The following is a 12463-nucleotide window of genomic DNA, read 5'->3' as shown; positions in this document are numbered from 1 at the left end:
CGGGCGCGACGGCCGGATGGGACGATTTCGGCACCGTGGACGCGGCCGACGGCGCCCGGGTCTTCGGGGTGCACACCGCGCCGCAGCAGGCGGGGCTCGGGCTGGACCTGTTCGGTGTCGGGCGCAGCGGGGACACCGTGACGGTGGTCGGCTGGGGCGAGATGGGCCGGCTGTCCGACGCTCCGGTGCCGGCGTTCAAGGACACCACCGCCGTCGCCCTGACGAAGCTCGCGGGCTGATCGTCCGGGCGGCCCGGAGCGTACGTTTTTGGTCACTCCTCACCGTGCCGGGCCGGGTCATCCGGCCCGGCCACCCCGGTGCCAGCGCCCTTTGATGTACACGCTTACATTGCTTTTCACGGCCACCACCAGCCGTTTTGACGAGTGGATCACCACCTGCGGCGAGAACTGGCGCATATCGAAGATCTTTTTATGTAAACGATTGCACTCCGTCCGTGAGCGGCGCTACGTTCGCTGTCGTCGCAGCGAACGGAGGGTCAGCAGAGCGTATGGCCGCCAGCATCATCGATGTCGCCAGACGCGCGAAGGTGTCCACGGCCACCGTCTCGCGCGCGCTGCGCGGTCTGCCGAACGTGTCCGAGGTGACCAGGGAGCGGGTGCTGCGGGCGGCCGAGGAGCTGTCGTACGCGATCTCCCCGCACGCCTCCAGTCTCGCCTCCGGCCGGACCGGCACCATCGGCGTCGTACTGCCGTTCGTCAACCGGTGGTTCTACAGTCAGGTGCTCTCGGGCATCGACTCGGTGCTGCGCGCCAACGACCTGGATCTGCTGCTGTACAACCTGGGCGACGCGCGCGTCCACGAACGGTTCTTCGCCCGGATGCCGCTGCGCCGCCGGGTGGACGCGCTGATCGTCCTGAATCTCCCGCTGTCGCAGGCGGAGTCCGAGGCGCTGGTCTCGATGGAGGTCCCGGTGGCCGTCCTCGGCACCCGGGTGCCGGGCTGCTGGCACGTCTCCATCGACAACGCCCAGGGCGCCACCACGGCGGTGCGCCATCTGATCAATCTCGGACACCGGCGGATCGGCATGATCACCGGGGCGCTCGGTGATCCCCGTGGCTTCACCACACCCATCGTCCGCGAGCACGCCTACCGTTCGGTGCTGGCCGAGGCCGGCATCCCGTACGAGCCGGATCTGGAGGCGCCGAGCAACTTCGGCATCGAGGACGGCGCCTCCGCGATGGCCCGGCTGCTGAGCCTGCCCGATCCGCCGACCGCCGTGTTCGCGGAGTCGGATCTGATGGCGTTCGGCGCGCTGCGCACCCTGACCAGAATGGGCCTGCGGGCCCCCGACGATGTCTCGGTCATCGGGTTCGACGACCACGAGACGGCCGAGCTGCTGAACCTCACGACCATTGCCCAGCCCGTAACCCACCAGGGGGAGTTGCTCGCCCGCCAGATCCTGGACGCGCTGTCCGGGGCGAGCGAGGAGCCCACCGAGGTGGTGGTGCCCACCCGGCTGGTGGTCCGGGGCACCACCGGAGCGGCCCGTGTGGCCGGCCCCCGGACCAGCCAAAACCATCCCGGACTTCCCGACCGACCCGAGGGCGCCGAGCGTTCCGACCGCCCCGAACACCCCGGCCGTGCGGCGCAGTCGCCGGCGCGCCGGGACGGCGCGGCGTACGACCGGCTCCCGGACCAGCACACCCGCACCACCGCGCGGTGAGCCGCTGAAGCCGCGCATCTCCCAGGGTCAACTCGCAAGAGGAATGGAAGATACGTGCCCCGCACCCGTATTCACCGGACACCGGCCGCGCCCTGGTGGCGTACGGCCGTCAGCTACCAGGTCTACATCCGCAGCTTCGCCGACGGCAACGGCGACGGCATCGGCGACATCGCCGGACTGCGGGCCCGGCTCCCCTATCTGAAGGAGCTGGGCGTCGACGCCGTCTGGGTCAGCCCCTGGTACCCCTCCCCCATGAAGGACGGCGGCTACGACGTCGCCGACTACCGGGGCATCGATCCGTCCTTCGGCACGCTCGCCGAGGCGGAGGAGATGATCGCCGAGGCGCACACGCACGGCATCCGCGTGCTGCTGGACATCGTGCCCAACCACACCTCCGACCAGCACGCCTGGTTCGCCGAGGCGCTGGCCGCGCCGCCCGGCTCGCCGGAACGCGACCGCTACCACTTCAGGGGCGGGCGCGGCCCGGACGGCTCGCTGCCGCCGAACGACTGGCGCAGCCGGTTCGGCGGCAGCGCCTGGACCCGCACCACCGACCCGGACGGCACGCCCGGGCAGTGGTACCTGCACCTGTTCGCGCCCGAGCAGCCCGATCTCAACTGGGCGAGCCGGGAGGTGCGGGCGGAGTTCGAATCGATTCTGCGGTTCTGGTTCGACCGGGGGGTGGACGGCTTCCGGATCGATGTGGCGCACGGGCTGGCCAAGGATCCGGCGCTGCCGGACCTGGGGGTTCCCGAGGGGCTGCTGTTCGAGCACGAGCGGCACCGCGAGGGGCATCCGCACTGGGACCACGACGGTGTGCACGAGATCTACCAGACCTGGCGGAAGATCGCCGACAGTTACGCCGGGGACCGGGTGTTCGTCGCCGAGGCGCATGTGCGCGAGGACCGGCTGGTGAACTACCTGCGCGCCGACGAACTGCACACCGCGTTCAACTTTCCGTTCCTGACCGCGCCGTGGGAGCCGGAGGCGCTGCGGACGGTCATCGACCGCAATCTCTCCTCGCACGCCGCGGTGGGCGCGCCGGCGACCTGGGTGCTGGCCAATCACGACGTCACCCGCCAGGTCACCCGGTTCGGGCGGAGCAGGACGATGCTCGGGGAGCACGGGTACGACAGCGCGGCGTCCGGTCCCGCCGACCACGATCTGGGGACCCGGCGGGCGCGTGCGGCGGCGCTGCTCATGCTGGCGCTGCCGGGGAACGCGTACCTGTACCAGGGCGAGGAGCTGGGGCTGTGGGAGGTGGAGGACCTCCCCGAGGATCTGCTGCGCGATCCGACGTGGAAGCGCACCGGAGGTGCGGTGCGCGGCCGGGACGGCTGCCGGGTGCCGATGCCGTGGTCGGGCTCGGAGGCGCCGTTCGGCTTCGGTCCGCACGGCAGCAAGCCGTGGCTGCCGCAGCCGCGCGAGTGGCACGGCAGGACGGCGCAGCGGCAGTCGGGGACGCCCGGTTCGATGCTGGAGCTGTACCGGTCGGCGCTGCGGCTGCGGCGCGGACAGCGCGGGTTCGCGGCCGAGTCGCTGCGGTGGCTGGAGACGCCGCCGGAGATCCTGGCCTTCGAGCGGGCGGCGGTGCTGCGGTGCGTGGTGAACATGTCCGCCGAGCCGTATCCGCTGCCGAAGAACTGGGGTGTGCTGCTGTCCAGTGACCGCATCGAGTCCGGCAAGCTGCCCCCGGACACGACGGCCTGGCTGTGGGGCGGGGGCGCCCGGACGGTCTAGCCGGGGCGGCGGCCGTGCCCCCGGGGCCGGCCCCGCTCGTGCCGGGCGCCGGCTACCGGCTCCCGTCGTACACGGCGCGCACCGCGTCGTGCGCGGCGGCGAGGGCGGCGTCCCGGTCCAGGCCGAGCCGCCGGGCGCGCCGGGCGAAGTCGAGGGCCGCCGCCGCTGCCTCCCGGGCGGCGGCGTCCCCGGCGGCGGCGACGAAGGTGCCGTTGCGGCCCCGGGTCTCGATCACCCCGTCGCTCTCCAGCGCGCGGTAGGCCTTGGCCACGGTGTTGGCGGCGAGGCCCAGCTGTTCGGCGAGGCCGCGCACGGTGGGCAGCCGGTATCCGGTGGGCAGGGTGCCGTCGTGGGCCTGGCCCGCGATCTGGGCGCGCAGCTGCTCGAAGGGGGCGGTGGCCGAGTCGGCGTCGATGACGATCTTCACGGCGGTCATTCTCCCCCGTCCCGCCGTGTCCGGGGCGGCGCGCTACGCGGTGCCGCCCGCCCCCTCGCGCAGCCGCCCGTTGACGGTGCTCAGCGCGTCGGCCAGGGCGAGCAGTTGCGGCCGGTCCAAGAGGTCGATCAGCACCTCGCGCACCCGTGCCACATGGCCGGGGGCCGCCGCCCGCAGGACGTCCAGGCCGCGCGCGGTGATGCGGGCGGTGACGCCGCGTACGTCGGCGTCGCAGGCCGTGCGGGTGACCAGGCCGCTCTTCTCCAGCCGGCCGACCTGGTAGGTGAGCCCGCTCTTGGGCGTGATGAGCGAGTCGGCCAGGGCCGTCATCCGCAGTCCGGCGTCACCGGCGGCGGAGAGCTTCACCAGGATCTCGTACTGGGCGTGGGAGAGCCCTTCGTCCTCCTTGAGCTGGGCCTCCACGGACCGGAAGACCCGGTGGCTCACTTCGAGGAAGGCAATCCAGGCCGCCATCTCCTGCTCGTCCAGCCATCGCGTCTTCGCCATATCTCCATCCTACGGTGTTGTTCAAATTCAAACCGTCCCTGTACGCTCCGACGTGGTTCGAATTTGAACGATGACACCGTCGACATGGAGAGACCTTCACCTATGACCTCCCCCACGACTCTGACGTCCCGCGCCGCCCTCGACGGCGGCGGCACCGCGCCCACCGGCGCCGACCTGGGCCTGCTCGTGCTGCGCCTGGCCGTCGGCCTGACGATGGCCGCGCACGGCACGCAGAAGCTGTTCGGCTGGTTCGACGGCGGCGGACTGGACGGCACCGGCCAGTTCTTCGCGTTCCTCGGCTACCCCTCCGGCAGCACCATGGCTCTCGTCGCCGGTCTCTCGGAGACCCTCGGCGGCCTCGGCCTGGCGCTCGGGCTGCTCACCCCGCTGGCGGGCGCGGCCGTCGTGGGCACCATGGTCAACGCCATCGTCTCGGCGCACTGGGACGACCCGTTCATCGGCGGCTTCGAACTGCCGCTGGTCCTCGGCCTCGCCGCCGTCGCGCTGACCCTGTCCGGTCCCGGCCGGTACGCGGTCGACCACGTCCTCCCGCTGCCGGACCGGGTGCGCGAGCACCGGGTGACCCACGGCCTCGCCGCGCTGGCGCTGGCCCTGGTGGTCGCGGGCATCACCCTGCTGATCCGCAACTGACGGTCCGGAAGGACCGGATTCACCTCCCGAAGGAGTGGAGTGCCATGACCACCCCCGCCACCGACCGGATGCCCGTGCTGTACCTCAGCCACGGCGCGCCCCCGCTGGCCGACGACGCCCTGTGGACCCGGCAGCTGGCCGGGTGGTCCGCGGCACTCCCCCGCCCCCGGGCGATCCTCATCGTCTCCGCGCACTGGGAATCGGCGCCGCTCACCATCGGCGCCACCCACACGGTGCCGCTGGTGTACGACTTCGGGGGCTTCCCCGAGCACTACTACCGGGTGACCTATCCGGCGCCCGGCGCCCCGGAACTCGCCGCCCGGGTCCGCGCCCTGGCCGGCGGGCCCGGTACCCCGGTGCACGAGGACCCGGAGCGCGGCCTGGATCACGGGGCGTACGTACCGCTGAAGGAGATGTACCCGGACGCGGACATCCCGGTGCTCCAGATGTCCATGCCCACCCTCGAACCGCAGCGGCTGCTGGCGCTGGGCCGGCGGCTGGCGCCGCTGCGGGACGAGGGCGTGCTGATCGTGGGCAGCGGCTTCTTCACCCACAATCTGCGCGGGTTCAGCTGGGGCAGCGGGCCCCAGGAGGCCCCGGGGTGGTCGAAGGAGTTCGACGCCTGGGGTGAGGAGGCGCTGCGTACCGGGGACATCGACGCGCTGCTCGACTTCGAGCACGCCTCCCCGTCCGGGCGGATCGCCCACCCCAGGACGGAGCACTTCGCGCCGCTGTTCGTGACGCTGGGGGCGGGCGAGGACCAGCTCACCGGGCAGCGCACGGTGATCGACGGCTTCTGGGGCGGCCTGGCCAAGCGCTCCATCCAGGTGGGCTAGGGGTCTCCGGCCGTGACGGGGGGCGGACGCCCGGGGCGGGCCGGGTGGCCCCTCGCCGGGGGCCGCCCCCGTGGCGGGCCCCGGTCACTCCCAGCGGAGGTGGGCGACCACCGGCAGGTGGTCGCTGCCGAGGGCGGGCAGCGTGTGCACGCGGGAGACCGTCCCGGAGCGGGCCATGACCTGGTCGATCCTGGCCACCGGGAAGGCGGCGGGGAAACTGAGGGCGAAGCCGCGCTCCGGCACGTTCAGCCGGTCCGTCAGCGGCGCCAGCCCGCGGTCCTCGACGGTGCCGTTGAGGTCGCCCAGCAGGACCACCCGGGGCAGTTCCTCGGCGGCGATGGCCCGGGCCAGCCGTCCGGCGCTCTCGTCGCGCCGGGCGGACGCGAACCCGCCGGTCCCCAGGCGCACCGAGGGCAGGTGCGCGACATACGCCGCGACCTCGCCGTGCGGCGTGTGGACCACGGTCCGCATCCCGCGGCTCCAGTACTCCTCGATGTCCCGGGGCTTGATGTCCACGATCCGCGTGTCGCTCAGCGGGTGGACGGACCACAGCCCCACCGTGCCCCGGACCTCGTGGTACGGATACCGCGCGGCCAGTTCCTCCTGGTAGACGGGCAGCGCCGAGGGCAGCAGTTCCTGGAGCGCGATGAGGTCGGGGCCCGCTTCGGCCAGGGCGCGCGCGGTGGCCGCCGGGTCGGCGTTCTCGTCGCTGACGTTGTGCTGCACCACGACGAGGTCGGGGTCACCGGCCCGCGCCGGCCACAGCAGCCCGCCGAAGAGAGCGGTCCAGGCGACCACCGGCAGCAGCAGAGCGAGCAGCGCGGTGGCCGAACGCCGCAGCGCCGCGAGGCCGAGCAGCACCACGATCACCAGGCCGAGCCAGGGCAGGAGCGACTCCAGCAGACTGCCCAGCCGGCCCGGTGTGTTGGGCACGGCGCCGGGGAACGCCAGCAGCCCGCCGGTCAGCAGGGCGAGCGCCGCGAGCACCCGCCCCCGGGTCCAGGCCGACCGTCCCCAGGAGTCCTCGCCCCGCCACCGCGCCACCGGGCGACGGGCTTTCGCCGCCACCCGCGCCTGTGCCCCGGTCTCCTCCGCCACGGCCATCCCTTCGTCCGGCCCTCCGCGCGGGAAGGGCCACCGAGCTGAACGCGTCCACCGGCCGTGGCCGGTGCCACGGCGGGCAGGGTCCGCGCCGCGTGCCGCACGGGGCGTGCTCGATCATAAGGGCCTGCCGTCCAGCACCTGGGCGCGGTCGGGCTCCCGCCCGGCCGTGCGGACATGCCGGGACGGCGCCGGGCGCGGCGCGGAGGGCGCGCTAGCCGAGCAGGAGCCGCCAGGTGGCGAGCGCCGCGTCGGCGGCGGGGCGGGGCGGGTCCGCCGTGATCCAGGTGGTGATCACCCCGCACAGCGCCCCGGCGAGATAGCCGGCGTGCAGGTCGAGGGGGACGTCGTCGGTGGCCGGCGGGCGATGGCCGTGCGCGAAGCGTTCGGCGAGCCCGGCGGCCAGCCGGCGCTGCATGCGGTGCGCGAAGCGGGCGCTGCCGCTCTCGGAGAGCATCCGGCGGTAGAGCACCGCGCCCTCCTCGACCTCGGCGAAGAGGGCGAGGAGCGGCGGGGGCGGCGCGTCGCGCGGGGCCTGGAGCGGGCAGAGCGCGACGGCGCGGGAGAGCCGGCCGATCGCGTCGTCCATGGCGTCGGTGACGAGGGCGTCGAGGTCGGGATAGTGCGCGTAGACGGTGGCGCGGTTGATCGCGGCCCGCCGGGCGACGAGGGACATGGTGATGGTGCTCAGCTCGCGCTCGCCTGCCAGGTCGAGCGCGGCGGCGCGCAGCCGTTCCCGGGTGCGGCGGGCGCGGGGATCGTCGGGGTTGAGTGGGCTCACGGCCCTACTGTACGACAGATGTTGCATAAACAACAGGTGTCGTTTATGGTACGGGCATGCGCATCGAGATCTGGGCCGACGTGGTGTGCCCCTGGGCGTACATCGGCAAGCGGCGCCTGGAGGCGGCGCTCGCCGGCTGGGACGGCGAGCCCGTCGAGGTGGTGTGGCGGCCGTTCCGCATCGACCCGATGGCGCCGGAGAAGGCCGAGCCGCTGGCGGAGTGGCAGATCGACCCGCTGGTGGACGAGGCCCTGGGCGCCTGCACACCCGACGGCCTCACCCCCGCCGAGAACGCCACCCGGGTCTCCCGGATCGCGGCGGACGCCGGGCTCGGCACCCCGTTCGGCGCCCTGTGGCGCGCGGACAGCGGACCGGCCCACCGGCTGATCGCGCTCGCCCACGAGAAGGGCGGGGCGGCGCTGCAGGACGCGGTGGTGGAGGAGGTCCTCACGGCCCACTTCATCACCGGGCGCGACATCAGCGACCCGGAGGTCCTGGCGGAGGCGGCCCGCACGGCCGGGTTCGCGGACGGCGGCGGCCTGCTCGCCTCCGGCGCGGGCACCGACCGGGTACGCGAGGACCTGCTGCGCGGCAAGGCCATCGGCGTCCGCTCCTCCCCCACCCTGGTGGCGGGCAAGCGGGCCCTGGCGGGCGCGCAGTCCCCGGAGGCGATGACCGCGTTCCTGCGCGACACGGCCGGAGCGCCGCCGGAGCGCGACCTCCCCGAGGAGGTGGAGCGCCTGCGGCTGGCCGAGTCCCTGCTGGACCGGCGCGACCCGCTGGGCGCCCTGACGCTGCTGCGCCCGCTGCTGGCGGAGCACGGCACGGAGTGGTCGGTCCGCGTCCTGGCGGCGCGGGCGTACTACCACTCGGCGCAGCTGGAGCGCGCGCGGACGGAACTGGAGAGCCTGACGGCCCACTCCCCGGACGACGCGTATCTGCGGCTGCTGCTGGGCCGCACCCTGGAGCGCCAGGGCCGTCCGGCGGAGGCGGCCCCGCATCTGCGGCTGGCGGCGGCGATGCGGCAGGACGAGGAGTGACGCCCGGTGGGGCGGGAGCGGCGTGCCGGGCCCCCGCCCCACCCGCCGGACAGCGCCCTGGCCGGGACAGCGGACGCCCCGGCACCCGTGACCGCCCCGGGGTTGGTTACGGGCGCCGGCCGAGGGTGGGGAGGACCTGGCTGGAGTGCTCGATGTAGGCGGCCAGTTCGGCGCTCAGCAGGCCGGTGACCTCCAGCAGCTCCCGCACGCGCGTCTCGACGGGCACCGTCAGCAAGGGCTCCCAGTGGGCGGCCCGGTTGCGCAGCTCGTGCAGGGCGCCGATGAGCCGGTCGACCGTCGCCCGGTGGGTGGCGGGCGGGAAGGCCCGGTGGAGATGCGGCACCCACAGCGTCTTCTCGTGGGCGGAGGTGGACAGGTACCGCCACACCCCCAGTGACAGCTCGGCGATCACCTTGCCGGGCGGCGCCGCGCGCCCGTACCGCCGGCGCGCACCGTCGATGGCGCCGCGGGTCTTGTCGTTGATGTCCACCCGCCGCCGCGCCCGGCCCCGGCCCCCCTTCCGTACCCGGATCAGCGGGGCCCGCAGCGGGCTGGCCGGATCGTCCAGCCAGTGCCCCTCCCCGTCCCAGGTCGCGTCCAGAGCCCGGGCGTAGGCGTTGCGCAGGGCGATCTCGAAGTGACTCAGGTCGCGCAGCACCGCACAGGCCAGGGCCGTGTTCCACTCGTACAGGGCCAGCGCGCGGGCCGGATCGCCCCCGGCCGCGTCGAGGTACACGGCGTGCCGGGCGGGACTGAGCCAGTCCTCCACCCACGGCCCCGGCGCGGGTGCCGGGGGTATGTGCGTCACTGTTCCTCCTGCGGGGAATCGGGTAGGATGCAGGGTGACAAGCCCCGGTGGACCGCTGATCTTCGTGATCATGTCGCCGGGGCTAAGACGTTTCCGGCTCCGGTGCACCTGGCTCCCGGCCGGGCACGGCCCGGTCCGCCCGACGGTTCACCCTTCGGGGAAGAGGACCGTGGAGCGGAACATACCGGCCCGTCCGTGGCCGTCAAAACCGGGCAGCGGAAAGGGCGTTGGGGCCACGGGACGCCGCCCGGGCCGCGGCGCGGCGGCCGTTGCTCCGGCGGATCGTCCCCGGACATGACGGAGACCAGCCGCTCGCCTCCGAACGGCTGGTCCGTGCCGCGCTCGCCCCGGATGGGGAACGGATCACCCCGGCGACGGCCCGGCCGCCGGAGGGTGGCCGGGCCTCGCGGCTACGCCGGGCCGAAGGTCTGGAACGCCGTGCGGCGCGGGATCGGGAAGTGGCCCGTTCCGGTCACCGCGTTGAGGATCCGCGCGCCCCGGTAGGCGCCGATGCCCAGGTCGGGGGCGGCTGCCCCGTGGGTGTGGAGTTCGGCGTTCTGGACGTAGAGCCCGGCCGTCACCTCGGGGACGGTGGCGACCCGGTGGCCCTCGCCGATGGTGTAACGGCCCTTGGCGTCCCAGGCGATGAGCTTGTCCACGGGGGACAGACAGCCCGGGCGGCGGGCGGTGTAGCCGGTGGCCGCGACGACCGCCGACGTCGCGCGGACGGCCCGCTCCCCGGTGTCGGCGTGGTGCGTGGTGAGGCGCAGGACGGTGCCGTCCGCTCCGGTGGCCTCGGCGGCCGTCAGGGCGGTGGCCGGGAGGAGGGTGACCGGCGGCCGGTCGCCGTCCAGCAGATGGTCGTACAGCTCCTCGTGGATGAGGTCGATCGTCTCGCTGTCGATGCCCTTGTAGAGCTGCCACTGGGAGGCGATGAGCCGGTCGCGCACCTCCGGGTCCAGGCCGTGGAAGTACCGCATGTAGGCGGGGGTGGTGTACTCCAGCACCAGCTTGGAGTAGTCGAGGGGCGCGAAGCCCCAGGAGCGGGTGAGCCAGCTGACCGCCCAGCCGGTCGCCTTCTGCCGGCGGAGCAGGTCCAGGAAGACCTCGGCGCCCGACTGGCCGGAGCCGATCACCGTGATGTCCTCGACCCCGGCCGCCGCGAGCGCGTCGATCCGGTGCAGATGGTCGCCGGAGTGCAGCACCCGGGGGTGGCCGGCGAGGCCCTTCAGCGGGGCGGGCAGGGCGGGCTCGGTACCGATGCCCAGGGTGATGTTCCTGGCGGCCTGCACCCGGGTGGCGCCGGTGGCGACCTCCCGCACCGTCAGGAGCCACAGGTCGCGGTCGGCGTCCCAGTCCACCGCGTCCACCGAGGTGCCGAAGTGCAGCCCGGGTATCCGGGCCGCCGCCCAGGCGCAGTAGTCGGCGTACTCGCGGCGCGGGATGTGGAAGCGCTCGGCGATGTAGAAGGGGTACATCCGGTCGTGCTCGACGAGGTAGTTGAGGAACGACCAGCGGCTGGTCGGCCGGATGAGGGAGACCAGGTCGGCGAGGAAGCCGACCTGGAGCTTCGCCCAGTCGAACATCAGCCCCGGGTGCCAGTCGTACGCGGGGCGCCGGTCGTACGCCGCGTACGCGAGGCCGGGTACCTCGTCGGCCAGCGCGGACAGCGACAGGTTGAAGGGGCCGATGCCGACCGCCGCGAGATCGAGCACGGTCTCCCGTTCGGATTCAGCCATGGTGGTGCTCCTCCTCGGCCTCTTCGGCCCTTCCGGCCGCGTCCACGGCGGCCAGCATCTCGTCGATGTCGCTCGCCCTGGCCTGCGGGTTGAGCAGGGTGAGTTTCAGCTGGACGGCGCCGGCCGTCTCGGTGCGGCCGATCAGGGCGCTGCCCTCGCGCAGCAGCCGGCGGCGCAACGCGCCGTTGATGGCGTCGACGGCGGCGGGTTCGGTGGTGGTGCGGGGCCGGTAGCGGAAGACCACGGTGGTCAGGACGGGTTCGGTGGTGAGGTCGAGACGGGGGTGGGCCCGTACCGCGCGGGCGGCGTGCCGGGCGAGGTCGTGGCAGGCGTCCAGCATCGCGCCGACGCCCTCCCGGCCCAGGGCCAGGAAGGTGGCGGCGACTTTGAGGGCGTCGGCCCGCCGGGTGGTCTGGAGCGAGTGGCCGAGCAGTCCGTCGTAGCCGGCTTCGCCGTCGTCCTCCGGGTTGAGGTAGGCCACCCGCAGCCCGGTGGTGGCGGCGAAGCCGGCCCGGTCGCGCAGCAGCAGGGCGCTGGCGGCGGCCGGCTGCCAGGCCGTCTTGTGCAGATCGATGGTGATGCTGTCGGCGTGTTCGATGCCGTCCAGCAGGGGCCGCAGCCGTTCCGAGAAGAGGGCGCCGCCGCCGTAGGCCGCGTCCACGTGGAGATGGACGCCGTGGTCGCGGGCGATGGCGGCGAGTTGCGGCAGCGGGTCGATGGAGCCGTAGTCGGTGGTGCCCGCGGTGGCGACGACGGCGACGGGGAGTTCGTCGGCGGCGCGGGTGCGCAGGGCGCGGTCGAGTTCTTCGGGGCGCATCCGGTGGTGTGCGTCGGCGGGCACCGGCCGGACCGCGTTCTCGCCGAGCCCGAGCAGGGCGGCGGCGCGGGCCATGGAGAAGTGGGCGAGTTCGGAGCAGTAGAGGACGGGGCGGACGGTGAGACCGCTCAGGCCGGTGGCGCGGACGTCGCGGCCGGGGCGCAGGGCGGTGTCGCGGGCGATGAGCAGGGCCTGGAGGTTGGAGGCGCTGCCGCGGGGGGTGAGGACGCCCCCGGCGGCCGGGCCGTAGCCGGCCAGTTCGGTGAGGGCGGTGACGAGGCGGCGTTCGAGTTCGACGGCGTAGGGGCCGGAGTCCCAGGTGT

12 protein-coding genes and 1 pseudogene are annotated in these 12463 nt (G+C 73.8%); 6 read left to right on the top strand and 7 right to left on the bottom strand.

Annotated features, from left to right (window positions below; all coding sequences use genetic code 11):
* The 3 genes and pseudogenes from ACFV5N_RS16405 to ACFV5N_RS16395 all read left to right on the top strand — a co-directional run.
* Window positions 1-239, top strand: a pseudogene (locus tag ACFV5N_RS16405) (hypothetical protein); the annotation flags it as partial.
* Window positions 240-508: 269 nt separating this feature from the next.
* Window positions 509-1684: a LacI family DNA-binding transcriptional regulator gene (locus ACFV5N_RS16400; RefSeq protein WP_385599726.1), complete on the top strand. Its 1176-nt coding sequence runs from the start codon at window positions 509-511 to the stop codon at window positions 1682-1684.
* A 54-nt stretch (window positions 1685-1738) separates the two neighbouring features.
* Window positions 1739-3424: a glycoside hydrolase family 13 protein gene (locus ACFV5N_RS16395; RefSeq protein WP_385599723.1), complete on the top strand. Its 1686-nt coding sequence runs from the start codon at window positions 1739-1741 to the stop codon at window positions 3422-3424.
* 52 nt (window positions 3425-3476) lie between these two features.
* Here ACFV5N_RS16395 and ACFV5N_RS16390 read toward each other — a convergent pair whose 3' ends face one another.
* Together ACFV5N_RS16390 and ACFV5N_RS16385 are read right to left on the bottom strand one after the other, a co-directional pair.
* A complete protein-coding gene (locus ACFV5N_RS16390; protein ID WP_385599720.1) occupies window positions 3477-3860 on the bottom strand; it encodes a GntR family transcriptional regulator in 384 nt (127 codons plus the stop codon).
* 33 nt (window positions 3861-3893) lie between these two features.
* Entirely contained in the window at window positions 3894-4367 is a 474-nt protein-coding gene (locus tag ACFV5N_RS16385) for a MarR family winged helix-turn-helix transcriptional regulator (protein ID WP_385599717.1), read from the bottom strand.
* Between the two features lie 102 nt (window positions 4368-4469).
* Here ACFV5N_RS16385 and ACFV5N_RS16380 point away from each other — a divergent pair, with 102 nt between their 5' ends.
* Together ACFV5N_RS16380 and ACFV5N_RS16375 are read left to right on the top strand one after the other, a co-directional pair.
* Entirely contained in the window at window positions 4470-5018 is a 549-nt protein-coding gene (locus tag ACFV5N_RS16380) for a DoxX family protein (RefSeq protein ID WP_385599714.1), read from the top strand.
* 44 nt (window positions 5019-5062) lie between these two features.
* Window positions 5063-5854 carry a dioxygenase gene (locus tag ACFV5N_RS16375; RefSeq protein WP_385599711.1) on the top strand — a complete coding sequence of 264 codons (792 nt, stop codon included), beginning with the start codon at window positions 5063-5065 and terminating at the stop codon, window positions 5852-5854.
* A gap of 84 nt (window positions 5855-5938) precedes the next feature.
* Here ACFV5N_RS16375 and ACFV5N_RS16370 read toward each other — a convergent pair whose 3' ends face one another.
* Window positions 5939-6958 (bottom strand): endonuclease/exonuclease/phosphatase family protein, encoded by a 1020-nt coding sequence (locus ACFV5N_RS16370; protein ID WP_385599708.1) that lies wholly within the window; start codon window positions 6956-6958, stop codon window positions 5939-5941.
* A 211-nt stretch (window positions 6959-7169) separates the two neighbouring features.
* A complete protein-coding gene (locus ACFV5N_RS16365) occupies window positions 7170-7736 on the bottom strand; it encodes a TetR/AcrR family transcriptional regulator (RefSeq protein ID WP_385599706.1) in 567 nt (188 codons plus the stop codon).
* 56 nt (window positions 7737-7792) lie between these two features.
* Here ACFV5N_RS16365 and ACFV5N_RS16360 point away from each other — a divergent pair, with 56 nt between their 5' ends.
* Entirely contained in the window at window positions 7793-8776 is a 984-nt protein-coding gene (locus ACFV5N_RS16360) for a DsbA family protein (protein ID WP_385599703.1), read from the top strand.
* Between the two features lie 106 nt (window positions 8777-8882).
* Here ACFV5N_RS16360 and ACFV5N_RS16355 read toward each other — a convergent pair whose 3' ends face one another.
* From ACFV5N_RS16355 to ACFV5N_RS16345, 3 genes are all read right to left on the bottom strand, one after another.
* The gene (locus ACFV5N_RS16355) at window positions 8883-9584 is read right to left on the bottom strand and encodes a hypothetical protein (protein ID WP_385599700.1); all 702 of its coding nucleotides are present in this window, start codon (window positions 9582-9584) and stop codon (window positions 8883-8885) included.
* A gap of 410 nt (window positions 9585-9994) precedes the next feature.
* A complete protein-coding gene (locus ACFV5N_RS16350; protein ID WP_385599697.1) occupies window positions 9995-11323 on the bottom strand; it encodes a lysine N(6)-hydroxylase/L-ornithine N(5)-oxygenase family protein in 1329 nt (442 codons plus the stop codon).
* A partial coding sequence (locus tag ACFV5N_RS16345) for a pyridoxal phosphate-dependent decarboxylase family protein (RefSeq protein ID WP_385599694.1) occupies window positions 11316-12463 on the bottom strand: 1148 nt, incomplete at its 5' end. The genes ACFV5N_RS16350 and ACFV5N_RS16345, both read right to left, overlap by 8 nt.

This window comes from Streptomyces sp. NPDC059853, assembly GCF_042731495.1.
GTDB lineage: Bacteria > Actinomycetota > Actinomycetes > Streptomycetales > Streptomycetaceae > Streptomyces.
Note: the sequence above shows the minus strand (reverse complement) of the source record. Positions and strands in the feature narration are given on the sequence as shown.

Excerpts from the sequence above, each read along its gene's own strand:
- ACFV5N_RS16400 (WP_385599726.1), top strand. The coding sequence starts at position 509 with ATGGCCGCCAGCATCATCGATGTCGCCAGACGCGCGAAGGTGTCCACG.
- ACFV5N_RS16390 (WP_385599720.1), bottom strand. The coding sequence starts at position 3,860 with ATGACCGCCGTGAAGATCGTCATCGACGCCGACTCGGCCACCGCCCCC.
- ACFV5N_RS16385 (WP_385599717.1), bottom strand. The coding sequence starts at position 4,367 with ATGGCGAAGACGCGATGGCTGGACGAGCAGGAGATGGCGGCCTGGATT.
- ACFV5N_RS16380 (WP_385599714.1), top strand. The coding sequence starts at position 4,470 with ATGACCTCCCCCACGACTCTGACGTCCCGCGCCGCCCTCGACGGCGGC.
- ACFV5N_RS16375 (WP_385599711.1), top strand. The coding sequence starts at position 5,063 with ATGACCACCCCCGCCACCGACCGGATGCCCGTGCTGTACCTCAGCCAC.
- ACFV5N_RS16370 (WP_385599708.1), bottom strand. The coding sequence starts at position 6,958 with ATGGCCGTGGCGGAGGAGACCGGGGCACAGGCGCGGGTGGCGGCGAAA.
- ACFV5N_RS16360 (WP_385599703.1), top strand. The coding sequence starts at position 7,793 with ATGCGCATCGAGATCTGGGCCGACGTGGTGTGCCCCTGGGCGTACATC.
- ACFV5N_RS16350 (WP_385599697.1), bottom strand. The coding sequence starts at position 11,323 with ATGGCTGAATCCGAACGGGAGACCGTGCTCGATCTCGCGGCGGTCGGC.